We start from the raw sequence: 23,405 nt of genomic DNA, 5'->3' as shown, positions 1-23,405 counted from the left end.
GGCGTGTAACGCCACGGCGGGCGGCACGACTACCCGGTATCCGGATGCCTGGTGGAGGGAAGCGCGTGAGCCGGCAGTTCGGGCCCTACCGCGTGGAATCGCTCATCGCCCGCGGCGGCATGGGCGAGGTCCACCGCGCCTTCGACACCCGCCACGACCGCGTGGTGGCCCTCAAGCTGCTCGCCCCGGACTTCGCCGCCGACCACGAGTTCCAGGAGCGGTTCCGCCGGGAGGCGCACGCGGTGGCGCGGCTGCGCGAGCCGCACGTGATCCCGATCCACGCCTACGGCGAGATCGACGGGCGCCTCTACCTCGACATGCGGCTGGTCGACGGCGGCGACCTCGGCACCCGGCTCACCACCGGCGGCGCGCTGGCGCCGGCCGACGCGGTCGACGTCGTCGGGCAGGTCGCCCAGGCCCTGGCCGCCGCGCACGCCGAAGGCCTGGTGCACCGGGACGTCAAGCCGTCGAACGTGCTGGTCGGCGCGAGCGGGTTCGCCTACCTCGTCGACTTCGGCATCGCCCGCGCGGCCGGGCCCGGGAGCGGCTTCACGGCGACCGGCGGCGCCGTCGGGACCCTCGACTACATGGCGCCCGAGCGGTTCACGGACGCGCCGATCGACCACCGCGTCGACGTGTATTCGCTCGCCTGCGTGCTGCACCAGTGCCTGACCGGCGGCAAGCCCTTCGCGGCGACCACCGCCGCGGCGCTGGTCGGCGCCCACCTGCACCGGCCGCCACCGCGGCCCAGCGCGCTGCGGCCCGGGCTGCCCGCGGCGTTCGACGCCGTGATCGCGCGGGGCATGGCGAAGGAACCGGCGCAGCGCTTCGGCAGCGTCACGGAACTGGCGGACGCCGCCCGGGCCGCGCTCCACGGGACGAGCGGTTCCCCGACCCGGCAGGCCACGCGGGTGGCACCACCGGCGCCCGCACCCCCGGTCCGGCGGCGGTCGAAGGCGCCCTGGTTCGTGGCCGGGGCCGCCGTGGTCGCCCTCGCAGCGGTCATCGGGTGGTCCGCGGTGCTCAAACCCCCGGCCCCGGCCGGCACGACACCTCCTCCGGCCCCGCCCGTGACGACGACGCCGGTGGCCTCGGGTGTCGCGAGCGGCCCGGATCTCGGCCTCGCGACCCCGATGACCACACCCGCGTGCGACGGCTCGTACGTCGTGGTGCTCGGCTCCGCCATCACCCCGGTCCGCTACCGCGCCGACGTCCAGGGCTTCCTCGACGCCCACCCCGGCGCGGGCTACCTGCACACGCCGACGACCGGCTGCCGCTCGTTGCGGCAGCGGGTGAACGGCGCCGACGTCTACGCCGTCTACAGCGGGCCGTTCGCGACCAAGGACGCGGCGTGCGCGCGGCGCAGCTCCGGGGCCTACGTCAAGCGGCTCGACAACACGACACCGCCCACGCAGGTCATCAACTGCTGAGCGCGTTCCACACGGAGTTCGTGTCCACAAAGGACCGCAGCAGGCCGGTCAGGCGGGCGTCCCCGCGCCCGTTCAGCTCGTCGGAAGCGATGCGGCGGGCGACCCCGGCGAGGAAGTCGGCGACCTGCACGCGGGCGTCGGAGCGCGAGTCGACGAACCGGACGCCGGCCAGCCGCTGCCCGAGCGCCGCCTTGAGCTGCAGCACGCGTTCGCCGGTCAGGACGAGCTGTTCGTCGTGGACCAGCGCGACCGGAGTGCCGTCGGCGCTGAAGTGCCGGACCGTGTGGGCCACCGCGGGCACCAGCGGGTCCAGCACCGGCACCAGGCCCGGGTCGGTCTCGAGGCGGGCGCGGTAGGCGGCCACGCGTTCGGCACCTGCACTGAGCAGGCGCATGATTTCCCCGGCTTCGCCCTCGCCGGCGAGTTCCCGGGCCAGCGCGAAGAACTCTTCCGGCGACGTCGTCACGCCACGCCGGGGCCGCAGGCGCAGCACGCTGGTGAAGGCGGCCAGGAAGTACGCCCAGCGGTCGCGGCCGAACGCGGCCGGACCCTGGCGGTGGAGCGTGCGCGCCATGACGTCGGTGCCGTGCTCGGCCAGCAGCGTGACCGCGGCGCGCACGGCGAAGAACGTCTTGTCGGTCAGGTGCACGTGGCCGTGCCCGGCCAGCGGGCCGCCGGGGTCGAGCAGCCACTCGAGCACGCGGCGGTGCTTGGCGCGCAGCAGGTGGTTCGCCTTGTACTCCTCGGCGGGCGAGCCGATGCGGTCGCGGATCTCCGCCACGCAGGCGCGCGCGGCCGCCGGGGTCAGCCGGACACCGGCGTGGGCGAAGACGTCGGTTTCGCCGCCGACGAGGTTTTCGCCCTCCGAGCCCGACTCGTCGCAGGCGATCTCGACCGGGCTCACGAGTGCGATGGTGCCAGACCCGCCGGGCCGCGGCGACCGATTACCGGCGCCCGGGCGCGGTCACGGTTGGGCCACGGCAGGTAACGACCATGCCGGGTCAGGTGACTCGGGAAGAGTAGGTGTTCTGGGAGGCGTCGAATGGCCACCAACGACCGGCCCGCCCGGCTCGCCCTCGTGGCGGCCGTGGTCGTGCTGCTGCTGGGCGGAGCCGCGGTCCTCGTGCGGCAACGGGTTTTCCCGCCGGAGACGGCCGGTCCGGGTGGGACGGTCGCGGTCGCCGGGATCCAGGTCGTCGCTCCGGCGGGCACGCGCGTGTCGGTGCGCCCGGCCGCGGAACCGCGCTCCCCGGCGCCGCTGACGCGGCGGATCGGCGGCGGCGCGGAGCTGAGCTTCGACGGGCTTCCGCCGCACGTGAGGATTTCGGTGCCCGCCGCGCCGCCGCCGGGGTTCGCGCCCGTCGTCGTCATCGCCGACGGAACCCGGCTCGTCCCCGCCGGCTACGACCCCGCGACCCGGAGCATCGTGGCGGTGGTGGCTCAGCCGGGCGGCTTCTGGGGCGGGCTGCTCGACCTCGCCGCGCTCGGCCGCGAGGTCGTGCCGGATCCGGCGCCGCGGCCGGACTGCGCCGGCCGTCCGGCGAGTTCCGCCGGGGTGACCGTCGACGTCGGCGAGCCCGATCCGGCGGCGCCGGTGTGGGCGTGCGCCACCGCCGCCGACGGCCGCGCGAGCATCACCCTGACCTCGAACGCGCGCGTTCCCTACCGGCTCGCCCTGCCGCCGGGCTGGCCCGAGCCCACCGCGCGGACCACGGCCGAGAGCACGTCCGCCGTGCAGTTGTTCGGCCGCCCGCGCCAGCGCGACCTGCTCTGGCCCGGCTCCGCCGTCACCTACGACGTCCCGTTCGGCAGCCTGCCCGCGACCCTGCGCGGCCAGGCGGAGCCCGGCCCGGCCCTCGGGACGGCGCTGGCCGCGGCGGCGCACCGCGCGGCCGTCCTGTTCGGCCTGGCCGGCGGCCCCGGCCCGGCGCCGGCCGTGCTGACCTGCGCCGCGGACGCCGGGGCCGCCCACTACGCCGCGGACCGGCCGTTCGCCGAGGTGGCCGGTGACGTCTGGGCGGCACTCGCGCCGTGCCACCCGGACGGCGGCGACGTCGTCAGGCGGTTCCTCCCCGCGGGGCCGGTGACGAGCGGCCTCGCCACGGCCGGTCCCGCGCTCGAGGTCCCCCTCACCACCGGCCGCGCGCAGCGGTTCACCCAGACCGTCGAGTACCGGCCGAGGACCGGCGCCACGACGACCCGCGCGTCCGGCACCTGCGGTGCGGTTTCCGCGGTGTCCGGCCGGCACGACGCCTACCGCTGCACGACCGGCGACACCACCTACGACCCGTGCTTCGCCGCGCCGGGGACGCGGCCGCAGGTCGTCTGCCCGACGTCGGCGACGAAGGCCGTGCTGCTCGGCTACACCGGCGCGCTGCCGGCCACGCCCCAGGACGGCGGCACGGCCGACCCCTTCCTGCTCACACTGGAGAACGGCCTGCAGTGCCTGGCGGTCTCGGGTGACCCGGCCGTCCGGTACGCCTGCGCGGACGGCCGGACCGTCCTGCGCGGCGCCCCGGACCAGTCGAGTCCGGTGTGGACAGTCGACGGGCAGACCGTCGCGAAGGCCTACACCTAGGCCAAGGTGATCTTGCCGCCGGTCACGGTGACGGACTTCTTCGCCAGCGCCTGCGTGGCCGGGCCGTTCGCGACCGAGCCGTCGGCGATCTTGAACTTGCTGCCGTGGCACGGGCAGTTGATGGTGCCGCCGGCGACGGTGTCGACGGTGCAGCCCTGGTGCGTGCAGACCGCCGAGAAGGCCTCGAACGTCCCGGCGGCCGGCTGGGTCACCACGACCTGCTTGTCCGCGAACACCTTGCCGCCGCCGACCGGGACGTCGGCGGCCGCGCCCAGCTCGGTCCCGGCGGCCGCGGCAGGGGGTGCGGCCGCGGACGTCGCACTGCCCGAGTTGCCGCCGTAGGTGCTGCAGCCGGCCACCAGCCCGGCGCCGACGACCGCCAGCGCCGTCCGGCGCGCGACCCCCGGCTCCACTTCGTCGTTGCCCACGATCGTCCCCTCAGAACTTCAGGCCGGATTGGGTGAAGAACCACAATGACGCGCTCAGCCACAGGCCGACCAGCGCGGTGAAGACGAGCCCGCCGACGACGGGCAGCGACCAGCCGGGCGCATTGTCCTTGCGCAGCAGCAACATCTTCGCGACGAACACGCCGTAGAAGAAACACCCCAGCAACGAATGCAGGAGGACCCGGGTGTCGAACGACTGGAACCCGAGCGCGTATAGGCAGTGCAGCGCGACCGGGATCGAGACGAGGAACGCCAGCCGGCCGGACCAGCGGTGCACCGGCGAGACCCACGCGGGGACCGTGCGGCCGAGCTTCCCGTACATCGCGAGCGCCGAGACCAGCTGGACGAGCGCCAGCACGACGACGACGGTGGCCAGCCACGCCTTCACCGACTGCGCGCTCGAGAATCCGGCGATGTTCACCGCGACGCCGGTCGGCGTGTGCAGGTTCCCGTAGACGCCGAGCACCACCGAGACGACGGCGCCGACCACCAGCGGGACCAGGAGCGCGACCGCCGCGCGGTTGCCGGCCGCGGGGGCGCTCATCAGAAGTCACCGGTCCCGGCCAGGCCGCTGATCGCCTCGGCGGTCACGGGCGCGCCGTCGACGGTCGCCGTGCCGGCGGCCGGGTCGAGCGCCGGGGCGGCCGCCGAGTCCTCGCCGGTCGTCAGGACGCCGACCTGGCTGCCGTCGGGCTGCACGATCCAGCCGACCTTGGCCGCCTTGCCCTTCACCTTGGGCGTCGCGCGGTAGAGGCCCGCGGGCTTCTTCGCCGGGGGCGCGGTGAACTGCCAGGTCCGGCCCGAGGCCGTCACCGTGCCGGTGACCGAGGCGGCGTCGTAGCTACCGGTCAGGCTGGAGTTCTTGGCGCCCTTGAGGTCCAGCTTCCCGCCGGCCGTGACGCCCTGCAGCCAGGCTTCGACCTTCTTGCCGTCGCAGAGGTAGGCGATGGCGTGGCCGTCGCGCACCGAGACCGCGACGGACGCGCCGCCGCCGGTGACGCGCCCGGCGTAGTCGGCCCGCGCGGGCGCCTCGGCTCCCGGCGCCTCCGACGTCGGTTTCGGGGGCGGCCCGGCCGTGGTGCTCACGGCGGCCGCGTCGGCGGCGCCGGCGACCGGCGCGGCGCCGGTCCCGGTCGCCAGGTTGACGATCCCGATGCCGCCGGCGAGCACGACGCCGGCGAGCAGTGTGAACAACGGCCCAGGATGTTTCATGGTCTTCCCCGCATTCCCCTGACCCACCACCGCGCCCATAACACGGCTGTCGGGCCGAAGCGGCTCAACGCTACGCGCGGAAAAGAGGTATCGCTTAGCCCCTGCAACCGGTTCGGCGTGGTTGACTGGCCGCATGCTGCCCTGGGACGGCGAACTCGCCGGCCGGCTCGACCGGCACACCGTGGACTCCGCGCTGCTGCGGGACAACCCGCTCGGCGACCCGCACGAGCGGCCCCTGTGGGTGTACGTCCCGCCGGGCTACGACGACGGCGACGAGCGGTACCCGGCCGTGTACGTCATCCAGGGCTACACCGGGCACCTGGCGATGTGGGCCAACCGGACGCCGTTCCGCCAGCCGTTCGTCGAGACGGCCGACGCGGTCTTCGCGGACGGCGCCCCGGGCTGCGTCGTGGTGTACGTCGACGCGTGGACCGCGTACGGCGGCTCCCAGTTCGTCGACTCGCCGGGCACGGGCCGCTACCACTCGTACCTGTGCGACGAGATCGTCCCGTGGGTCGACGCGCGCTACCGGACGATCCCGGACCGCGAATCCCGCGCGATCGCGGGAAAGTCGTCGGGCGGCTTCGGCGCGATGATCACCCCGATGCTGCGCCCGGACCTGTTCGGCGCCCTGGCGACCCACGCGGGCGACTCGCTGTACGAACTGTGCTACGTCCCGGACTTCGGCAAGGCGGTCCGGGCCCTGCGCGAGTACGACCAGGACATCCACGCGTGGTGGGCGGACTTCCGCTCGCGCCCCGCGTTCACCCACCCGGCGGACCCGACACTGCTGCAGCTGCTCGGCGTCTCGGCGTGCTTCTCGCCGCGCCCGGACGGAACCCCGGAACTGCCGTTCGACCCGGCGACGGGCGTGCTGCGCCCGGAGGTCTGGCAACGCTGGCTGGACTGGGACCCGGTCCGCATGGTCCCGTCCCGCGCCCCGGCGGTCCAGTCGTGGCGAGCGGTGTGGATCGACGCGGGCACGAGCGACGAGTACTTCCTCGACGTCGGCGCGGAGGCCTTCCGGGCCGAGGTCCTCAAGGCGGGCCTGCCGGAGGAGCGGCTGCACTTCGAGCTGTTCGACGCCGGCCACGGAGCGATCGACTACCGGTACCCGCTTTCGCTCGCCTGGCTGGCCGGGAAGCTGGCCCGGTGAACGTCCTCGAGACCGACGTCGCCCTGCCGGACGGACGCTCCCTGCACGTCTACGACACCGGCGGGCCCGCGCGGCTGACCGTCTTCTGGCACCACGGGACGCCCAACCTCGGGGCGCCGCCCGGGCCGCTGCTGCCGCCGGCCGGACGGCTCGGTGTGCGCTGGGTGTCCTACGACCGGCCCGGCTACGGCACTTCCACGCAGCTGCCCGGCCGGACGATCGGGAACGCCGCCGAGTGCACCGCCGCCGTCGCCGACGCTCTCGGGATCGAGCGCTTCGCCGTCATGGGGCACTCCGGGGGCGGCTCGCACGCCCTCGCCGCCGCCGCGCTGCTGCCGGATCGCGTGACGGCCGTCGCGAGCCTCGCCGCCGTCGCGCCGTTCGAGGTCGGCGGCTGGTTCGACGGCATGGCCGACGGGAGTGCCGCGTCCCTGCGTGCCGCCGCGGACGGCCGGGCCGCCAAGGAGAAGTACGAGGCGTCCGCCGAGTTCGATCCGGACGTCTTCACCAGCGCCGACTTCGCCGCCCTCAAAGGATCCTGGGCCTGGCTCGACGACGTCGTCCGGCCCGCACTCGGCGCGGTCGGGCTCATCGACGACGACCTCGCCTACGTCGCGCCGTGGGGGTGTGACCCGGCGGCCATCACCGCGCCGGTGCTGCTCGTGCACGGCGAGGACGACCGGATGATCCCCGCCGGGCACAGCAAGTGGCTGGCCGCGCGGTGCCCCGCCGCCGAGCTGCGGCTCTCCCCCGGCGACGGGCACCTCTCCGTGCTGGACCAGGCCGCCGACGCGCTCACCTGGCTCGCCGGTCAGGACAGCAGCGCCAGCGACGCGACCGCCGGCGCCAGGTAGATCACCGGGAACGCCAGGTGCCCGTACGACCGCGCGCGGGCCACGGTCACGAGGGCACCGAGGAAGTACAGCACCAGCCCGATCGCCGCGGCGATCCCGATCGGCGGCCAGACCAGGCCGGCCACCAGGCCCAGCGCACCGGCCGCCTTGGCCGTGCCGAGCCACGGCCACCACGCCTCCGGCACGCCGTAGGAGGTGATCGGCTCCACGACCCACTTCGCGCGGGTGAAGACCGAGACGGCCGAGAACCCGGCCAGTGCGGCGCCGACGAGGGTGACGATCACGTAAGCGGTGGACATCGGAACTCCTCCAGGGCTTGCGGACGCCGGTGCTCCGGGTCCGTCACCCCCACGACTCCACCCACCGGGTCGATGTGACCGGCCGTGACCGCGATCACAACACGAGCCGCAGCACCGGTTCGCCGTCGTCGATCTCCCCGGTCGGGACGAACCCGAGCTTCCGGTAGAACGCCCCGGGCCCGTCGTCGCCCGGCTGGTGGCTGGTCAGCAACTCGGTGGCGCCGTCCGCCCGCACGAGCGCGACGACCTGCGCGAGCACGGCCCGGCCGATCCCCCGCCCCTGGTACCGCGCGTCGACGATCAGCCGCCACAGGTAGTACGGCCCGAGGATGCCGGGCCGGCCGGGCGGCACGTCCCAGCTGAGCATCACGAACCCGACGGGCTCGTCCCCCACGTAGACGGCCCGGTACCAGGGCTCGGCTTCCGGCGTGCTCGCGGCGTCCGCCAAGGACTTCGCCACCGACGAGACGAACCGCTCCTGCCCGGGGTGCACGCGCAGGGCACAGACGGCGTCCCGGTTCTCGTCGGTGATCTCGACCAGGCGAACGAACGGAGTCACGACGCGCCCGCCGGCGCCGGCGAGGTCCCGACGGGAGGAGGTCCGGGAAACGCGATCGGCCGCGCGCCGATAACGCGCACTTCCTCCCGCAACGCCATCTCCACGCCGCTCCACCGCTCGACCCGCCGGCCGCGCAGCGACGCGAACTCCCGCACCGTCTCGGCCAGCCACGCGGACGTGGTCACGATGTTCCCGTCGGCTTCGGCACGCCCACCTCGTCCGGGCTCCGGTCGGGACGCAAGCCGCGCCAAGACGTGTGGCGCAGCCGGAGGTCCGGCGTCACACGGCGGAAGACCACCTCGCCGACCAGCTCCGGCTCCACCCAGTGGGCGCCGCGGGCGCGGTCGCGGGGCAGCTCGTTCACGAACGGGGAGTCCTCGCGGGACAGCGGGGTGAGCACGTCGCGGAGGCGGTCGAGGGCGTCGTCGGTGAAGCCCGTGCCGACGTCGCCGATGTACACCAGGGAGCCCGTGTCGTCGTAGCCGCCGAGCAGCAGCGCGCCGAGCGTGCCCGTGCGGCGGCCGGCGCCCGTCCGCCAGCCGCCGACCACGACCTCGCGGGTCTGGGTCAGCGCTCGTTTCGTCCACAGCGGCGAACGGGCGCCCGGCAGATACGGCGCGTCGAGGCGCTTCGCGACGACGCCCTCGATCCCGTGCTGGGCCGCCGTCGCCAGCAGCTGGTCCGGCGTGATGTCCGCGCGGGTGTACCACGGCGGCACGACGAGCCGGCCGTCCTCGGGGCGGACCAGCTCGGCGAGCAGCGCGCGCCGCTGCTCGTACGGCCGGTCCAGCAGGGACTCCGTGCCGACCCGCAGCAGGTCGAAGGCGAAGTAGACCACCGGGACCTCGGCTCGCAGCTTCGCCGTCGGCTCGTGCATCGCACGGCGCTGCATCAGCTCGAACTCCGGGCGGCCGGCCGCGTTCAGCGCGACGACCTCGCCGTCGAGCACCACCGCGTGCCCGCCCATCGCCGGCCCGAAGACGTCCTGCAGCTCGGGGTAGCGGTGGGTGTGGTCGCTGCCGCTGCGGCTGGTGATCCGGGCCTCGCCGGTGTCGGCGACCCGCGCGCAGCCGCGGAACCCGTCCCACTTCCACTCGTAGCCGTGGTGGTCGTCGTCCGGCAGCGGCCCGTCGACGGCCAGCATCGGCGCCACCGCGTCCGGCATCGTCCCCATCGCTCCAGTGTGGAGGATCGACGCCCGGCGCGTCACCCGGCCGGCAGCAACGGCAGCAGCTCCTGGTGGCGGCCGGCGCGGCGCAGCACGGGTGAGCCGGGTCCGTCGGGTGCCAGGTCGCCGGCCCGCAGCGCGGCCAGGAACCGCACGACCACGAACGGCTCCGGCAGGATGTCGGCGCCGCCGAGGTAGGCCAGCACGATCATCTCCTCCCCGCACGCCGCCTCGACCGCGACGGCCCAGCCGTGCACCTCGTCCCACAGCAGCGCCACGTCGCGCTCGGGGAACCGGCGCAGCCGCCAGTCCACCGCGACGTAGGCCGACACCGGGACGTCGACGTCCACGGTGCAGGACTCGAAGCCGCAGCCGAGCGCCCCGGCCACCTCCCCGAGGTACGCGCGCAGGCCGCGCTGGAACCAGAACTCCAGATCGGTGTCGATCAGGCCGGACACCCGTTTCCCTTCTCCCGGACCCCGGCCGCGCACCCTGCGCGGCCGTTCGAAGCGGATCACCCGAGCGCCGCCAGCGCGTCGGCCCGATCCCGGTAGCAGGAGAAGCCGGCGACCCCGGTCCCCCGCAGCACCCGCCACATCGACGGCGTGCACACCACCCACGCGAGCGGCACGCCCAGTTCGTCGGCGCTCTGCTGCACCTGGTGCAGCGCCCGCAGGCCGACACCGGAGCAGAACGTCACGCCGCCGAGGTCGACGACCACCGCGTCCCCCGGTTTCACCGCCGTTTCGACGCATTCGACAAAAATGGCGACGGTGGCGAGATCGATGTCACCCACCACCACGAGAAGGGTGGTGCGGTCGCCGGGGAACAGTGTGGTCACCGAAAACGGCTCGCACCACGCGCCCGCCGCGGAACGGCCGAAGGCTCGCGACAGCCGCGGCGGTTTCTGGATCTTCATGACCGGCTCCGGCGGCTCAAGATGGTGGTTTACGCGTAGACGGTACCCACTTCGTCCAGCTTGGCGCACAACTGAATCCGCCCGGCCGTCGGGCCGTGCACCGACACGGCCGTCTGCACGTGCAGTGCTCCACAAAGGACGGTCCGAATCGCCTGGTGGAACCATTCCTTCTCACCGTCGTGGAGCGCCGACGGGAACCGGAGCGGATTCGCCGGTGAATTGCGAAATCCGAAATTCAGCCGAACGCAGGAATGGGTACGCGCGTTCGGTCCAGCTCGGCGAAGAGGTCGCCGACGTCCTCGACCCGGTCGAGCACCTCGTCGGCGGTGAACCGCAGGTGGGTCACGTGCCGGCAGGCCCGGACCTCGTCCCACGTGACCGGGGTCGACACCGTCGGCTCGTCGCGCCCGCGAAGCGAGTAAGGCGCCACCGTGGTCTTGAACGGGTTGTTCTGGCTCCAGTCGATGAAGACCTTGTTCGGCCGCAGCGTCTTCGTCATCCGCGCCACGACGAGGTCCGGCGTCTCCGCGGCGAGCCGCTCGGCCAGGGCCCGCGCGTACTGCGACGTCTCGCCGGGGTCCGTGGTCACGACGCCCGCGTAGAGCTGCATGCCCTTGGAGCCGCTGGTCTTCGCGACCGGGGTCAGCCCGTCGCCGGTGAGCACGTCGTGGAGCCGCTCGGCCACGCGGCAGCAGTCGACGACCGTGGCGCCGGGGCCGGGGTCGAGGTCGAACACGAGCCGGTCCGGGGTGCTGCGCTCGTCGCCGGGCTCGACGGTCCACTGGTGGACGTGCAGCTCGAGCGCGGCGAGGTTGGCCGCCCAGACCAGCTCGGGCAGGTCGTTGATCAGCGGGTAGTCGACGATCTCGTGCTCCTTGCCGCGGCCGCCGCCGACCTCCAGGCGCGCCGTGCGGACCCAGCCGGGCGCGTGCCGGGAGACGTTCTTCTCGAAGAACGAGCCGCCGTCGACGCCGTCGGGGAACCGCACGAACGTCATGGCGCGGTCGCGGATGTGCGGCAGCAGCAGCGGCGCGATGCGCGTGTAGTAGTCGAGCACCTCGCCCTTGGTGAACCCGTGCCGCGGGTAGAGCACCTTTTCGAGGTTCGAGAGCGTCAGCTGCCGCTCGCCCACCTGCACCGTGATCCGGCTCCCCGCCACACCGCCACGCTATCACCCAAAGTTATGATACGCTCGTATCAACAACGGGAGGGGAGATCGTGAAGTTCGACGTGCTGCAGATCCTGGGGGCGGTCCTGACGGTGCTGGGTGCCCAGGGCGCCATCCGCCTGCTGGTCGACCACGGGAACACCGGGCTGCTCGGCTGGCTGGACGCGGGGTTCGCCGGGGCCCTGATCGGCTACGTGGTGGCGACGGCGATCGGCGTGGTGCTCGCCAGGTGGGCCCACGACCGGGCCAAGGCGCTCGGGCGCCGCGAGTAGGCCGCGGCCGGGCGCCGGGCGCCGGGCGCCGAGCGCCGGCGCCCGGCCGCGGCGACCGGAGACCCACCCGGGAGTCGAACCCGGACCGGACGGCTTTGCAGGCCGTCGCACGACCGTCGTGAAGTGGGCCGGAGTGGAAGACGAGGGGGTCGAACCCTCCCCGGCGATCGTGCAAGGATCACCTGCGCTCCGGCGCGTCTCCCGCATTTTCTCGTACCCCCACCAGGATTCGAACCTGGACTGGACGCGTTCTGAACGCGTTGCCTCTCCCGTTGGGCTACAGGGGCGAAAGAGCCGCGAAAAGAAAGGCGCGGCAAAAAGAAAACCGCCCGGCTCGGTTTCCCGAGGGGGCGGCTCCCGGACGCGACGGTTTCCCGTCACGGTGGGGAGCTCGCGCCACCCGGCAGGCAGGCGAGCCGCGCGCACCACGAACAGACGGCGAGTGCCCGCCGCCGGTTCGCCCGCGTGCTCGTCATGACTTCTCCTCGCCGAAGTGGTGTGCGGTCAGCATGCACCCGGCCCCGCGCCGCCGTCAATCGGTTATCGCCGGGAATTCACACCACGCCACTGGAAACCACGCGGGCGACGAATTGCGTCGCGACTTCGCGCAGTTTCACGTTCTCGCGCTGCGACTGCCCGACGAGGAGGGCGAACGCGGCGTCGGCGTCGATCCGGCGGATCGCCATGAGCATGCCCTTCGCCTGGTCGATGACCGCGCGGGAGGTCAAAGCCGTCCGCAGGTGCTCGGCCGTCTCGCGGGCCTTGACGTAGCGGTGGTAGACGCGGAACACCGCCTCCACCGCGGTCGTGTACAGCTCGAGCAGCTGCGCCTCGATCTCCGCGAAGCCGTCGTCCTGGCGGCCGTAGCAGTTGACCGCACCCGAGTAGCGCTCGTCGGCCACCAGCGGCGCGGCGAGGAAGCTGCCGAAGCCCGCCTCCCGTGCGCCGCGGGCGAAGGCGGGCCAGCGTTCCGTGGCGCCGGCGACCGGGGTACGGACGATCTTGCCGCTGCGGACCGCCTCGAGGCACGGGCCGTCGCCGACGCGGTACTGGTCGTCGTCGAGGTCCGTGACGACGGCCGCGGTCGACGACGCCGTGTGCGGCTCGTCCCCGCCCACGAGCGTCACGGACGCCTCGTCGACGCCCGGGACGGCCTGGCGCACCTGCAGGCACACGTGCCGCAGGAGGATCCGGAAGTCGTCCTCCTGCCCCAGGACGGCCCTCAGGGCTTCGAGCGCCCCGGTGACTTCGTCGAGCCGTGGTGAAGCCGTCGCGGCGGCCTCCGGCCGGTCCATGTGCGCTCCTCCCGCCGGGAACCGATCACTTCCGGGTACCCACTCCGCGGCCGGCCGTATCAGGGCCGGGCGACCGCGAGCAGCTCCCGCAGCGCGTCCGACAGGGACGCGAACATCGGGACCACCTCCGCCAGGCCGGTGATCCGGAACAGCCGCGCCAGGGTCCGGCTGTTCGCCACCACCCCGAACCGGCTGCCCTCGGCACCGGCGCGCTCCGCGGCGGCGGCCAGGGCCCGCGCGCCGGCCAGGCCGAGGAACGCCACGTGGCTCAGGTCCACCACCGTCGTGCCGGGCGGGACCGTCGCCAGCTCGCGTTCCAGGATCGGCAGGGTCAGGGCGTCGATCTCCCCGGCGAGGGTCAGCACCAGCAGGCCGGGGCGGTACTCCGTCCGGCGCGCCGTGAGCGGCGCGGACCGGGTGGGGACCGGGGTCGTCGGGGACACGGGTTCGGCACGCCTTCCGCGCCGGCGCGGGGCCGGCGTCGCCGCGGGGTGATCAAGGACTGGGTCTTGATACCCAAACCGGCGCCGGGGAAACGCCCGGTTCCGCGTCCCGGGCGCGCACGTCGACCCGAACGTGCGGTTTATCTCCCGGTTCGGGCCGGGTAGCCGATCTTCGCCAGCCGAAGAGGAGGCGCCATGACCGAGCGGTGGTACCGGTGATGTTCAGCGAAGTCGTCGTCGTCGGGCAAATCGCCCGTGATCTGGTGATCGGCGCCCCGGACGGACCGGCGCCGGTGCGGGACCGGCAGGAGCTGCTCGGCGGGAAGGGCGCGAACCAGGCCGTGGCGTTGAGCCAGCTCGGGACGGCGGTCTCGCTGGTCGGCGTCGTCGGCCAGGACCGCGTCGGCGACGCCCTGTGCGCGCTGGCCCGCGCCGACCGGATCGGCACCGCGCACGTGACCCGCCGGCCCGGCGTCGAAACGGCCCTGCTCGTCGACATGGTGGACGGCCACGGCCGGCACCGGCACATCGAGCACGTCCCGCCGGAGACGCTGGTCACCGAGGCGGACGTGCGGGCCGCGGCCGCGCCGATCTCGGCCGCCGGCTCCGTCATCGTCCAGCTGCGGCAGCCCGCTCCGGCGGCGTTGCTGGCGGCCCGCCTCGCCCACCGGGCGGGGACTCGCGTGGTCCTGGACGGCGCGCCCCGGGACGAGTACGCCGTCGCCGACCTGCTCGCGCTCGCCGACGTCGTCCGCGCCGACGGCCCCGAGACCGAGCGGCTCACCGGCCACCCGGTGGACGACGTCGCCGGCGGCGACCGCGCCGCGGCCGAGCTGCGGCAGCGGGGGCCGTCGCTGGTCGTGCTCGAGGTGCCCGGGCGCGGGCACCTCTTCGCGGGGCCGGAGGGCTCGTGGTTCGTCCCGCACGAAACCGAGGTCGTCGACCCGGCCGGGGCGGGAGACGCGCTGGTCGCGACGCTGACCGCGGCCCTGACCCGCCGCCGCCCGCTGGAGACGGCGGCCTGCCAGGCGGTCGCGGCCGCCGCGGCGACCACCCGGCACGCCGGCGGACGGCCGCGGTTGTCCCGTCCCGCGCTCGACCGGCTGGCGCCCCGGCGGCTCGAGGCCGTCCACGCCTGAGGTCCTCAGCTCGCGCGCCCGTCGACCGCGGCCAGGACCAGCGCCGCGCAGTGCCGCACCGCCACGCCGCGCTCCTGTGCCATCGAGATCAGGGTCCGCTGCGCGGCCGCGCCCGTCATCCCCTGGGCCACCAGGACTTTCAACGCCAAGGCCACGACGTCGGTGGCGGGCGGTCGTGCAGCAGGCATCGGGTGACCTCCGGCTCGGCGACGGCGAACGCGACCGGATACCCCGGCGATCCGCGCTTCACACCAGCCCAGCCGGCCGGAATCCGCTCAGCGCCCGCCGAGCCACACCGCGCCGTCCGGCGGCACGCGGTCGCCGTCCAGCGGCCCGCTCGACAGCAGCACCCGAGCCCCGTCCGGCAGCTCGAACGGCTCGCCCGACAGGTTCACCACGCACGCGAAACCCGGTTCCCGCACAAAAGACAGCACCCCGGGCGCGGCGGGCGACCACGTCATCGTCCCGTCGCCCAGCGCCGGGTGCTCCCGGCGCTCGGCGAGGGCGGCCCGGTACAGGGAGAGCATCGACCCCGGGTCGGCCGCCTGCGCCTCCGCGGTCGCCGCGGCCCAGCGGGCGGGCTGCGGCAGCCAGGTCCGCACCCCGTCGGGGGCGAACCCGAACGGCGGCTCGGTGCCCGACCACGGCAGCGGCACCCGGCAGCCGTCGCGGCCGCGGCGGGTGTGGCCGGAGCGCTCCCACGTCGGGTCGGCGAGCACCTCCTCCGGCAGGTCCTCGATCTCGTCCAGCCCCAGCTCTTCGCCCTGGTAGAGGTACGCGCCGCCCGGCAGCGCGAGCATCAGCAGCAGTGCGGCCCTGGCCCGCCGCGTGCCCAGCTCGAGGCCGGGACCGAACCGCGTCACATGCCGCACCACGTCGTGGTTGGACAGCACCCAGGTCGCGGGCGCGCCGACCGCGTCCAGCGCTTCGAGGGTCCGGTCGATCACGTCGCGCAGCGCCCCGGCGTCCCAGGCGCAGCGCAGGAAGTCGAAGTTGAACGCGGTGTGCAGCTCGTCCGGGCGGACGTAGCGGGCGAGGCGGTCCGGCCGGTCGACCCACGCCTCGGCGACGAACACCCGGTCGGGGCCGAACTCGCCCGCGACCCTCCGCCACGAGCGGTAGATCTCGTGCACGCCGTCGAGGTCCCAGTGCGGGTGCGCGTCGCGGTCCGGCGGCTGCGCGATCTCTTCGTCATCGGCGCCCAGATCGGGGAAGGCCGGGTCCTTGCGCAGGCCGTGGGCGACGTCGATGCGGACGCCGTCGACCCCGCGGGCGAACCAGAACCGCAGCAGGTCCTCGAAGTCGGCCCGCACCTCGGGGTTCTCCCAGTTCAGGTCCGGTTGCTCCGGGGCGAACAGGTGCAGGTACCACTCGCCGTCGGCCACACGGGTCCACGCCGGGCCGCCGAAGACACTGCGCCAGTCGGTGGGCGGCAGCTCACCGTCGTCGCCGCGACCGGGCCGGAAGTGGTACCGCGCCCGTTCGGGGCCGCCCGCGAGCGCCGCCCGGAACCACGGGTGGCGGTCGGAGGTGTGGTTCGGCACGACGTCGATCAGCAGCCGCAGGCCCGCCCGGTGCGCCTCGGCGATCAGGTCGAGCACGTCCTGGTCGGTGCCGAACAGCGGGTCGACGGCCCGGTGGTCTTCGATGTCGTAGCCGCCGTCGACCATCGGCGAGCGGTACCACGGCGTCGTCCACACGGCGTCGACACCGAGGTCGGCCAGGTAGCCGAGGCGGGCGCGCAGGCCCGCGAGATCCCCGGTACCGTCGCCGTTCGCGTCGGCGAAGCTGCGCGGGTAGACCTCGTACACAACGGCGTCGCGCCACCAGTTCGCGGAGTCCATGACACCCGAGTATCGCGATCACCGCCGTACGCTGCAGCACGTGACCTGGGAATGGGACCCGTCGCTGTACGCGGGCAGCGCCGCCTACTACGCCCGCGGCCGCGCGGCCTATCCCCCGGAGCTGGCCGCGGCGTTCGCCACCGAGCTGGGCCTGGACGGTTCGGGACGCCTGCTCGACGTCGGTTGCGGGCCCGGGTCGCTGACCCTGCTGCTGGCCGGGTCGTTCGCCGAGGCCGTCGGGGTCGACGCCGACGCGGACATGCTCGGCGAGGCCGGCCGCCTCGCGGCCGCGGCGGGGGTGGCGACCTGCCGGTGGGTGCACCGGCGCGCCGAGGAGCTGCCCGCCGGCCTCGGGACGTTCCGGCTGGTCACCTTCGCCCAGTCGTTCCACTGGTTCGACCGGCCGCGCGTCGCCGGAGCGGTGCGCGGCATGCTCGCGCCCGACGGCGTCTGCGCCCACGTGCACGCGACGACCCACGAAGGCGTCGAGGGCGACCACGCGCTGCCGCACCCGGTGCCGCCGAACGACGCGATCGCGGCGCTCGTCCGGGCGTATCTCGGCCCGGTGCGGCGCGCCGGGCGGGGCGGGCTGCCGGACGGCACGCCCGCGGGTGAGAGCGAGATCTACCGGGCCGCGGGGTTCACCGGACCGCGGCGGTTCGAGGTCCCGGGCCGGGTCGTGACCCGCACGGAGGACGACGTCGTCGCGACGGTGTTCTCGCTGTCCAGCTCGGCGCCGCACCTGTTCGGCGACCGCCGCGCGGAGTTCGAGGCCGACCTCCGGCGGCTGCTGAGGCACGCGAGCCCGGACGGCGTGTTCGCCGAACAGCTGCGCGAGATCGCCGTCGACCTCTGGCGGCGGTGACGTCCACTGTGGACGACGGCTACCAGGGGTTGTTCTGGAAGTCGTCGTCCTCCTCGGCCGCCCGCGGCCGGCGGGCGCGCCGGCCCGCGTCGTCCCTTGTGGACGGTCGCGGCGGCGCCGCGGCGAACGGCGGCGCCTCGCCCGCGGCGGAGTACTCCTCCCCGTCGAACGCGGACGGCGGCTCCGCGTTCGACCGGTCGGTGCTCCAGCCGGACTTCGTCTTGCGCTGGGCCAGCTCGCGGCGGTGCATGACGTACCGCTCGGCCGCTTGGACCTGCTTGGTCATGTACTCGTGCGACTGGGCCTTGATCTCCTCGCCGCGCTGCTCGCGCAAGGCCCGGCGCTCGGCCTGCTCGCGGACCAGGCCGTCCAGCTCGGCCTTCATCCCGGTGATGTCGGTCATGCGTCCTCCTACCAGGTCCGGGCGGACGGCGGGTCTTCGTCGTCGTTCAGCGAGCCGATGATCCGCCGGCCGGGCTCGCCGAGGTTGTCGAAGAGGGCACCCTCGATGTGGTAGGCGGGCGAGCGGCGTTCGCTGTCTCCCCCGCCGCCGCCGTGCGCGCCGGCCCCCATCGCGCCCATGCCGGGCATGCCCGCCATCGACTGCCCGGCCGCGCCCGCCGGAGCGGCCGCCTGGGCGAACGCGGCCGCGGGCTGCGGCTGGGCCGCCCCGACACCGGCACCGGTGTGCGCGCCGCCGGACGTCGGCGTGTCCCCGAGACCGCCCCCGCCCGCCGGCTCGAAGCCGGACGTCGAAGGAATGCTCACGCCGCCACCGTGCGCGCCGAGACCCCCGCCTCCGCCTCCGCCGTGCGAGGCCGCCCCGGGGTGGTCGCCGCCGTGCGAGCCCGCCCCGCCGTGGTCACCGCCGTGATCGCCGCCGTGCGAGGCCGCCCCGGGGTGGTCGCCGCCGTGCGAGGCCGCCCCGGGGTGGTCGCCGCCCGGGGTGAGGTCTTCGAGGGTGCCGCGGTGGGTGGGCAGGTCGTCGTCGAGCTTCTTGCCGGGGGTGTCGCCGAGGGCGTCGGCCGGCTTCTTGTCGTCCTCGCCGAGGGTGTAGGTCGTCGGGGTGCCCTTGCCGTCGTCGACGGTCACCGTCGTCGGGCCGTCCGGACCGTCGGGGCGCTCGGCCGTGATCTTGAGGTCGCCGTCCTGGATGTGGATCTTGCCGTCCGGACCCGGGTGGTAGGCGCCGTCCGTCCCTTGTGGACCGTCGCCGGCCTTGGCCGTGCCGTCGGACCAGTCGAGCTTGAAGTCCTTCGGGTCGCCGTGGCCTTCGCCGACCTTGATGTCCATCTTGCCGTCGTGGTCGGGTTCGGTCATTTCGAAGGTCTTGTCGCCCTGCTTGACCTTCAGCGTGTCGGGGGTGTCGTCCCCCTTGCCGTCGCCGTCCTTGCCGTCGTCGCCGAGCAGGCCGTCGGGCTTGCCGTCGCCGTTCTTGTCCGCCCCGGGAAGGCCGTCCGGCTTGCCGTCGCCGTTCTTGTCCGCCCCGGGAAGGTCGCCGTCCGTGCCGGTGCCCGTGTCGCCGAGGCCGCTGCTGCCGGGGTCGGTCTTGATGCCGTCGCCGCTGAACTCCTTGAGCGCGTCGGCTGCCTTCTTCTTGGCGTCCTCGGCGGCCTGCTCGGCCGCGGCTTTGCCGTCGTCGCCGGAGGAGCCCGAGCCCCCGCCGGAACCGGAGCCGGAACCGCCGCCGCCGAGGCCTTCGGCGCCGCCGAGCCCGGAACCCGAACCACCGCCCGCGCCGGCGCCGGAGTCGGTCTGGATGCCGGGACCGCTGAACTCCTTGAGCGCGTCCGCCGCCTTCTTCTTGGCCGCCTCGGCGGCCGCGGCCGCTTCGTCCTGACCACTGGACGACGGAGGCGGCACCGACGACGGCTTCGTGTCATCGGAACCGGAACCCGAGCCGGAACCCGATCCGCCACCGAGGCCGGACCCACCGCCGTCACCGGATCCGGTCGACAGATCGGGGATCGACGGCATCGAACCGCCACCACCCGCCCCGGAGCCCGAACCGGACCCACCGCCCGAGCCGGACCCGCCGCCGGTGGACACGTCCGGGATCGGCGGCACCGAACCCCCACCACCGCCGGTCCCGGAGCCCGAGCCACCACCGGTGTCACCGCCCGCCCCGCTGGGCAGGTCGGCGCCGGAGCCCGAACCACCACCGGGGATCCCGGAACCGGAACCGGAGCCGCCCTCGGGAATCGGCGGCACCTGGCCACCCGAACCACCGGAACCCGAACCACCCGAGCCGGACCCCGAACCGGAGCCGGCCCCAGACCCCGAGCCACCCGAGCCCGAGCCGGACCCAGACCCCGAGCCACCCGAGCCCGAGCCGGAACCCGACCCACCGGGACCGCCGCCACCCGGCGCACCCGAGCCCGAGCCGCCGGGCATCGACACGCCCTCGAACTCGTTCTTGATGGCGCCCATGACCTTGTCGAGGGCGTCGTAGGCCTGGTCGACCAGGTCCTTGGTGTCCTTGCAGGTCTTCTCGAAGCCCTTGTAGAGCCGGTCCCACATGTCGGGGTTGAACTGGTTCTGGATCCACTGCTTGGCCAGGTCCTGGCCGTGCTTCTTGATCTCGTCGCCGTCGCAGCAGCCCTGGTCGTTGAGGGTCTTGACCAGGTTGGTGCCGAAGTTGAGGTCCATCCAGCCGGCGATCTGGGCCAGGTCCGACTCGTTGCCGTGCTCGCCGTTGGCGACCGCGACGACCTTCTGCGCCATCGTGTAGTCGGCCTTGCCGACCAGGTCGGTGTACATGCCGATGACGGCGTCGGCCTTGCCCTTGCACAGCTGGAACACCGTGGTCGCGGTGTTGAGCGTCGCCTCGCTCGCGTTGCCGAGCGTCTGGGACAGCTTCGCGGCCTTGGGCTGGATCTTGTCGTTGTAGGTGTCGGACGCGGCGTCCGCGCCGGCGCCGCTCCACGTCTTGTACAGGGTGCCCAGCTGGGAGCCGGTGTCCTGCACGGTCCGGTCGACGGTCTCGGAGCCGGTCTTGAAGTGCGCGGCGTCGTCGACGAAGTCCTTGAAGCTGATCCCGCGCTGCTCGTCGAACGGCGTGCGGATGTCCTTGTCGAGGTCGAGCGCGCGGGTGTTGCCGCGGCAGTCGTCCGGGATCTTGGCCAGCAGCGACCCGAACGTCTCGAACAGCTTCAGCGCGGGCGCGGCGGCGTCGAAGATCTCGTCGGATGTCTTCGTGCCGGTCGAGTCGCCGCCGTTTTCGCCCGCGGCGGGCGGCTTGGTGTCGTCGAGCTTCGCCTTGCCGTCGTCGACGGCCTTCTTTTCCTGGTCCTCGTTGTAGCTGTTCTGGTCACCGCTGGACTTGGCCTTGTCGTAGGCCTCGTCGACCGACTGCCCGGCGAAGAGCGGGTTGGCGTTGTACGCGTTCGCGTACTTGTCGGCTTCCTTCCGCTTCTCCTTGATGTCGTCCGGTTCCTGGTCGGCCAGGAACGGCGGCGGAGGCGGGTTCTCGCGCAGCCAGCTGCTGATCAGCGTGCTCTTCTGCGCGGCGGGGACGCTCGGGTCGTCCAGGATCGCCTTGACTTCGCTCCACTTCTTCGCCATCAGAGCGAGCCTCCGGCGTTGGTGATCGCGCCCGCCTGGTTGTCTTCGTTGGTGCTGTAGCTCGACCCGGCGGTGCCGAGGTTGGTGCCGAACGAGCCCAGGGTGCTGCTGTACCCGGAGACCGCGGCCCACAGCGCCTTCGCGCCGGTCGCGTACTTCTCCCCGTGCGCGGTGTGCGCCCGGCCGAACTTCTCGGCGGTCACCAGCGAGTTCTGCAGGTCCGGGTTGTCGTCCAGCAGGTGCTCCGCCAGGTCACCGATGGTCTTGGACGCCGTCGACAACGCTTCCGTCGTCGCGGTGTACCCCCCGCCGCTCATGTCAGCGCCTCTCCTCAGGTCCGCCTGTTGCCAGGGCTTCCGCGAGCACGTCGGCCACGGATCCCACGTCCGTGAACCGGTCGAGCTGGTCCAGGTCGATCGTCACGCCGTAGTAGACCTCCAAAGCCGCCAGGAGCTTGATCCGGCCCTTCGAGTCGATGCCCAGCTCCTCCAGGGGAGCGTCGGGCTCGACGAGGGCCGGGTCGAGCCGGAAGGTGTCGCTGACGACCTTCGTGACCTCGGCGCGGTGATCACCCACGGAAGTCACCATAACGTGCCCGCGCGGCCGACCGGGCGACCTTGCCACTGGAAGTGCGCGGAAGTCCGCCGGAAGGGACCAGACGTACCGCACGGAGCGTGAGGTCGTGCTCCCGCGACACCGCGCGCAGCACCGCCCGGGTCACCTCTTTGACGTCCGCGTCGGCGTCGCGCGCCCATTCGGCGACCACCATGGCGCCCTCGCCGTTCTCGTCGGCGACGCCGAACGCGGCGACGCGGTCGCGGCGGACCGCCGGGTGGGCCTCGCCCGCGGCGGCCTCGATGTCCTGCGGGTGGAAGTTGCGGCCGTCGACGACGATGAGGTCCTTGAGCCGGCCGGTGACGTAGAGGTCGCCGCGGTGCACGACGCCGAGGTCGCCGGTGCGCAGCCAGCCGCCCAGGCCGTCGAGGACGCCGCCGAACGCGCCGGCGTCGCCGCGGCCCCAGTAGCCGGTCGCGACGTTCGGGCCGTGCACCCAGATCTCGCCGACCGCGCCCTCGGGCTGCTCGTGTCCCTCGTGGACGATCCGGACGAGCTGCCCGACCGGGCGGCCCACGGACACGAGCTCCGGTCCGTCGACGGTTTCGACGGCCTGGCCCTGCGCGAGGGCTTCGCGGTCGAACTTCGCGCCACGCGGGCCTTCCGGTCCCGCGCTGGCGACGTACACGGTGGCTTCGGCGAGGCCGTACGACGGCCGGTACGCCTCGCGCCGGAAGCCGTGCGGGCCGAAGACCTCGAGAAAGCGGTCCACGGTGCGCGGGCGGACGGGTTCGGCTCCGTTGAGCGCGACCCGCACGCCGGAAAGGTCGAGGTCGTCCCCGGCACCGGCGTCGGCCGCGAGGTCGTAGGCGAAGTTCGGGGCGGCGGTGAACACCGCCGGGTGGTCCGCCATCTGCCGCAGCCACCGCCGGGGCCGGTGCACGAACTCGGCCGGGGCCATGAACACCGCCCGCCCGCCGGCGAAGACCGGCAGGCACAGCAGCTGGATCAGGCCCATGTCGTGGAAGAACGGGATCCAGCCCGCGCACGTCGTGCCCTCGTCGACGCCGTAGGCCCGGCTGCCCTGCCAGCAGGCCGCGACGATCGCCCGGTGCGGGATCACCGCGCCGGCCGGCTCCCGCGTCGACCCCGACGTGTACTGCAGGTACGCGGGGCTCTCCGGCTCGGCCGGCACCGGGTCGGTGCCCGGCCCGGTCAGCTCGTCGACCACGACGACGGCACCGCCGCCGGGGACCCGGTCCGCCGCGGCCGACGACGTCAGCCACACCCGCGCGCCGCAGTCGTCCAGCACGCCGGCGAGCCGCTCGGCCTGCGCGGCGGTGCCCGGCGGCATCAGCGGAACGGCGACCAGCCCGGCGGCCAGCGCGCCGAAGAACGCGAGCGGATAGGCCAGTTCCTGCCCGGCGAGGATGGCGACGCGCTCCCCCGGCGCCGCGACCTCGCGCAGGGCGCCCGCCACCACGCGGACGCGCGCGGCGAACTCGGCCCACGTCAGCGTGTGCTCGACGCCGCGCGTGTGGTCCTGGTGGGTGAACAGCGGGCGCTCGTCGTTCGCCCGCGCGAACAGCCGCTCCACGATCGAGGTGCGCAGGACGTCTTCGGGCACCGTCACGCCAGG

At 73.9% G+C, this 23,405-nt stretch carries 27 protein-coding genes and 2 tRNA genes; 7 read left to right on the top strand and 22 right to left on the bottom strand.

Annotated features, from left to right (window positions below):
• Positions 1–65 precede the first annotated feature (65 nt).
• A complete protein-coding gene (locus tag ACYVLJ_RS22600; protein ID WP_460440179.1) occupies positions 66–1,430 on the top strand; it encodes a serine/threonine-protein kinase in 1,365 nt (454 codons plus the stop codon).
• Here ACYVLJ_RS22600 and ACYVLJ_RS22595 read toward each other — a convergent pair.
• Positions 1,420–2,334 carry a DUF3800 domain-containing protein gene (locus tag ACYVLJ_RS22595; RefSeq protein WP_460440178.1) on the bottom strand — a complete coding sequence of 305 codons (915 nt, stop codon included), beginning with the start codon at positions 2,332–2,334 and terminating at the stop codon, positions 1,420–1,422. The two genes, ACYVLJ_RS22600 and ACYVLJ_RS22595, sit on opposite strands and share 11 nt — an antisense overlap.
• Before the next feature lie 138 nt (positions 2,335–2,472).
• On the opposite strand from ACYVLJ_RS22595, the gene ACYVLJ_RS22590 reads away from it, so the two are divergent.
• Positions 2,473–4,008, top strand: a complete 1,536-nt coding sequence (locus tag ACYVLJ_RS22590) for a hypothetical protein (protein WP_460440177.1) — start codon at positions 2,473–2,475, stop codon at positions 4,006–4,008.
• On the opposite strand, the gene ACYVLJ_RS22585 is transcribed toward ACYVLJ_RS22590, so the two are convergent.
• The 3 genes from ACYVLJ_RS22585 to ACYVLJ_RS22575 are packed head-to-tail and all read right to left on the bottom strand — an operon-like array spanning position 4,005 to position 5,648.
• Positions 4,005–4,436, bottom strand: a complete 432-nt coding sequence (locus tag ACYVLJ_RS22585) for a Rieske (2Fe-2S) protein (protein WP_451986062.1) — start codon at positions 4,434–4,436, stop codon at positions 4,005–4,007. The two genes, ACYVLJ_RS22590 and ACYVLJ_RS22585, sit on opposite strands and share 4 nt — an antisense overlap.
• A 10-nt stretch (positions 4,437–4,446) precedes the next feature.
• Positions 4,447–4,998: a DUF6529 family protein gene (locus ACYVLJ_RS22580; RefSeq protein WP_460440176.1), complete on the bottom strand. Its 552-nt coding sequence runs from the start codon at positions 4,996–4,998 to the stop codon at positions 4,447–4,449.
• Entirely contained in the window at positions 4,998–5,648 is a 651-nt protein-coding gene (locus tag ACYVLJ_RS22575) for a hypothetical protein (protein ID WP_460440175.1), read from the bottom strand. Before ACYVLJ_RS22575 ends, ACYVLJ_RS22580 begins: the two co-directional genes overlap by 1 nt.
• 151 nt (positions 5,649–5,799) lie before the next feature.
• On the opposite strand from ACYVLJ_RS22575, the gene ACYVLJ_RS22570 reads away from it, so the two are divergent.
• Positions 5,800–6,822, top strand: a complete 1,023-nt coding sequence (locus ACYVLJ_RS22570; RefSeq protein WP_460440174.1) for an alpha/beta hydrolase — start codon at positions 5,800–5,802, stop codon at positions 6,820–6,822.
• A complete protein-coding gene (locus ACYVLJ_RS22565) occupies positions 6,819–7,676 on the top strand; it encodes an alpha/beta fold hydrolase (protein WP_460440173.1) in 858 nt (285 codons plus the stop codon). The genes ACYVLJ_RS22570 and ACYVLJ_RS22565 overlap by 4 nt, the downstream gene beginning before the upstream one ends.
• Here the strand turns inward: ACYVLJ_RS22565 and ACYVLJ_RS22560 are convergent.
• From ACYVLJ_RS22560 to ligD (ACYVLJ_RS22530), 7 genes are all read right to left on the bottom strand, one after another.
• A complete protein-coding gene (locus ACYVLJ_RS22560; protein WP_460440172.1) occupies positions 7,634–7,975 on the bottom strand; it encodes a DoxX family protein in 342 nt (113 codons plus the stop codon). The two genes, ACYVLJ_RS22565 and ACYVLJ_RS22560, sit on opposite strands and share 43 nt — an antisense overlap.
• Before the next feature lie 94 nt (positions 7,976–8,069).
• Positions 8,070–8,534, bottom strand: coding sequence for a GNAT family N-acetyltransferase (locus ACYVLJ_RS22555; RefSeq protein ID WP_460440171.1), 465 nt, complete (start codon positions 8,532–8,534; stop codon positions 8,070–8,072).
• Positions 8,531–8,719, bottom strand: coding sequence for a hypothetical protein (locus ACYVLJ_RS22550; protein WP_460440170.1), 189 nt, complete (start codon positions 8,717–8,719; stop codon positions 8,531–8,533). The genes ACYVLJ_RS22555 and ACYVLJ_RS22550 overlap by 4 nt, the downstream gene beginning before the upstream one ends.
• Entirely contained in the window at positions 8,716–9,708 is a 993-nt protein-coding gene (ligD, locus tag ACYVLJ_RS22545) for a non-homologous end-joining DNA ligase (RefSeq protein ID WP_451986078.1), read from the bottom strand. The genes ACYVLJ_RS22550 and ligD (ACYVLJ_RS22545) overlap by 4 nt, the downstream gene beginning before the upstream one ends.
• 32 nt (positions 9,709–9,740) lie before the next feature.
• The gene (locus ACYVLJ_RS22540; protein ID WP_451986080.1) at positions 9,741–10,160 is read right to left on the bottom strand and encodes a DUF6292 family protein; all 420 of its coding nucleotides are present in this window, start codon (positions 10,158–10,160) and stop codon (positions 9,741–9,743) included.
• Between the two features lie 56 nt (positions 10,161–10,216).
• Positions 10,217–10,621 carry an STAS domain-containing protein gene (locus ACYVLJ_RS22535; protein ID WP_460440169.1) on the bottom strand — a complete coding sequence of 135 codons (405 nt, stop codon included), beginning with the start codon at positions 10,619–10,621 and terminating at the stop codon, positions 10,217–10,219.
• 235 nt (positions 10,622–10,856) lie between these two features.
• Positions 10,857–11,780: a non-homologous end-joining DNA ligase gene (gene ligD / locus ACYVLJ_RS22530; protein ID WP_451986084.1), complete on the bottom strand. Its 924-nt coding sequence runs from the start codon at positions 11,778–11,780 to the stop codon at positions 10,857–10,859.
• Between the two features lie 59 nt (positions 11,781–11,839).
• On the opposite strand from ligD (ACYVLJ_RS22530), the gene ACYVLJ_RS22525 reads away from it, so the two are divergent.
• Complete coding sequence (locus ACYVLJ_RS22525) at positions 11,840–12,061, top strand: hypothetical protein (protein WP_460440168.1); 222 nt, start codon at positions 11,840–11,842, stop codon at positions 12,059–12,061.
• A gap of 59 nt (positions 12,062–12,120) precedes the next feature.
• Here ACYVLJ_RS22525 and ACYVLJ_RS22520 read toward each other — a convergent pair.
• From ACYVLJ_RS22520 to ACYVLJ_RS22505, 4 genes are all read right to left on the bottom strand, one after another.
• A tRNA-Cys gene (locus tag ACYVLJ_RS22520) sits at positions 12,121–12,191 on the bottom strand.
• Between the two features lie 84 nt (positions 12,192–12,275).
• Positions 12,276–12,348, bottom strand: a tRNA-Leu gene (locus ACYVLJ_RS22515).
• 267 nt (positions 12,349–12,615) lie between these two features.
• Positions 12,616–13,356, bottom strand: coding sequence for an ANTAR domain-containing protein (locus ACYVLJ_RS22510; RefSeq protein ID WP_451986088.1), 741 nt, complete (start codon positions 13,354–13,356; stop codon positions 12,616–12,618).
• Positions 13,357–13,415: 59 nt separating this feature from the next.
• On the bottom strand, positions 13,416–13,799 hold the full coding sequence (locus ACYVLJ_RS22505; protein WP_460440167.1) for an STAS domain-containing protein: 384 nt from the start codon (positions 13,797–13,799) through the stop codon (positions 13,416–13,418).
• 218 nt (positions 13,800–14,017) lie between these two features.
• On the opposite strand from ACYVLJ_RS22505, the gene ACYVLJ_RS22500 reads away from it, so the two are divergent.
• Positions 14,018–14,938, top strand: a complete 921-nt coding sequence (locus ACYVLJ_RS22500) for a carbohydrate kinase family protein (RefSeq protein ID WP_460440166.1) — start codon at positions 14,018–14,020, stop codon at positions 14,936–14,938.
• 5 nt (positions 14,939–14,943) lie between these two features.
• On the opposite strand, the gene ACYVLJ_RS22495 is transcribed toward ACYVLJ_RS22500, so the two are convergent.
• Positions 14,944–15,126, bottom strand: coding sequence for a hypothetical protein (locus ACYVLJ_RS22495; protein WP_460440165.1), 183 nt, complete (start codon positions 15,124–15,126; stop codon positions 14,944–14,946).
• A gap of 87 nt (positions 15,127–15,213) precedes the next feature.
• Positions 15,214–16,782 (bottom strand): glycoside hydrolase family 13 protein, encoded by a 1,569-nt coding sequence (locus tag ACYVLJ_RS22490; RefSeq protein ID WP_460440164.1) that lies wholly within the window; start codon positions 16,780–16,782, stop codon positions 15,214–15,216.
• Between the two features lie 40 nt (positions 16,783–16,822).
• Here ACYVLJ_RS22490 and ACYVLJ_RS22485 point away from each other — a divergent pair, with 40 nt between their 5' ends.
• Positions 16,823–17,647 (top strand): class I SAM-dependent methyltransferase, encoded by an 825-nt coding sequence (locus ACYVLJ_RS22485; RefSeq protein WP_460440163.1) that lies wholly within the window; start codon positions 16,823–16,825, stop codon positions 17,645–17,647.
• Between the two features lie 19 nt (positions 17,648–17,666).
• Here ACYVLJ_RS22485 and ACYVLJ_RS22480 read toward each other — a convergent pair whose 3' ends face one another.
• From ACYVLJ_RS22480 to ACYVLJ_RS22460, 5 genes are read right to left on the bottom strand one after another with little or no spacing between them, the layout of a single operon-like run.
• A complete protein-coding gene (locus ACYVLJ_RS22480; RefSeq protein ID WP_451986100.1) occupies positions 17,667–18,050 on the bottom strand; it encodes a hypothetical protein in 384 nt (127 codons plus the stop codon).
• A gap of 8 nt (positions 18,051–18,058) precedes the next feature.
• Complete coding sequence (locus ACYVLJ_RS22475) at positions 18,059–21,211, bottom strand: WXG100 family type VII secretion target (RefSeq protein ID WP_460440162.1); 3,153 nt, start codon at positions 21,209–21,211, stop codon at positions 18,059–18,061.
• Complete coding sequence (locus ACYVLJ_RS22470; RefSeq protein ID WP_451986104.1) at positions 21,211–21,528, bottom strand: hypothetical protein; 318 nt, start codon at positions 21,526–21,528, stop codon at positions 21,211–21,213. Before ACYVLJ_RS22470 ends, ACYVLJ_RS22475 begins: the two co-directional genes overlap by 1 nt.
• A gap of 1 nt (position 21,529) precedes the next feature.
• Positions 21,530–21,787 (bottom strand): acyl carrier protein, encoded by a 258-nt coding sequence (locus ACYVLJ_RS22465; protein WP_451986106.1) that lies wholly within the window; start codon positions 21,785–21,787, stop codon positions 21,530–21,532.
• A complete protein-coding gene (locus ACYVLJ_RS22460; protein ID WP_460440161.1) occupies positions 21,780–23,399 on the bottom strand; it encodes a fatty acyl-AMP ligase in 1,620 nt (539 codons plus the stop codon). The genes ACYVLJ_RS22465 and ACYVLJ_RS22460 overlap by 8 nt, the downstream gene beginning before the upstream one ends.
• Positions 23,400–23,405: the final 6 nt, after the last annotated feature.

It is taken from the genome of Amycolatopsis stemonae, from assembly GCF_054781455.1.
This window is presented reverse-complemented; position numbering and strand designations above follow the sequence as displayed.

Coding starts and splice junctions, on each gene's coding strand:
- ACYVLJ_RS22590 (WP_460440177.1), top strand. CDS start 2,473: ATGGCCACCAACGACCGGCCCGCCCGGCTCGCCCTCGTGGCGGCCGTG.
- ACYVLJ_RS22580 (WP_460440176.1), bottom strand. CDS start 4,998: ATGAGCGCCCCCGCGGCCGGCAACCGCGCGGCGGTCGCGCTCCTGGTC.
- ACYVLJ_RS22570 (WP_460440174.1), top strand. CDS start 5,800: ATGCTGCCCTGGGACGGCGAACTCGCCGGCCGGCTCGACCGGCACACC.
- ACYVLJ_RS22560 (WP_460440172.1), bottom strand. CDS start 7,975: ATGTCCACCGCTTACGTGATCGTCACCCTCGTCGGCGCCGCACTGGCC.
- ligD (WP_451986078.1), bottom strand. CDS start 9,708: ATGGGGACGATGCCGGACGCGGTGGCGCCGATGCTGGCCGTCGACGGG.
- ACYVLJ_RS22535 (WP_460440169.1), bottom strand. CDS start 10,621: ATGAAGATCCAGAAACCGCCGCGGCTGTCGCGAGCCTTCGGCCGTTCC.
- ACYVLJ_RS22510 (WP_451986088.1), bottom strand. CDS start 13,356: ATGGACCGGCCGGAGGCCGCCGCGACGGCTTCACCACGGCTCGACGAA.
- ACYVLJ_RS22500 (WP_460440166.1), top strand. CDS start 14,018: ATGTTCAGCGAAGTCGTCGTCGTCGGGCAAATCGCCCGTGATCTGGTG.
- ACYVLJ_RS22495 (WP_460440165.1), bottom strand. CDS start 15,126: ATGCCTGCTGCACGACCGCCCGCCACCGACGTCGTGGCCTTGGCGTTG.
- ACYVLJ_RS22490 (WP_460440164.1), bottom strand. CDS start 16,782: ATGGACTCCGCGAACTGGTGGCGCGACGCCGTTGTGTACGAGGTCTAC.
- ACYVLJ_RS22480 (WP_451986100.1), bottom strand. CDS start 18,050: ATGACCGACATCACCGGGATGAAGGCCGAGCTGGACGGCCTGGTCCGC.
- ACYVLJ_RS22475 (WP_460440162.1), bottom strand. CDS start 21,211: ATGGCGAAGAAGTGGAGCGAAGTCAAGGCGATCCTGGACGACCCGAGC.
- ACYVLJ_RS22470 (WP_451986104.1), bottom strand. CDS start 21,528: ATGAGCGGCGGGGGGTACACCGCGACGACGGAAGCGTTGTCGACGGCG.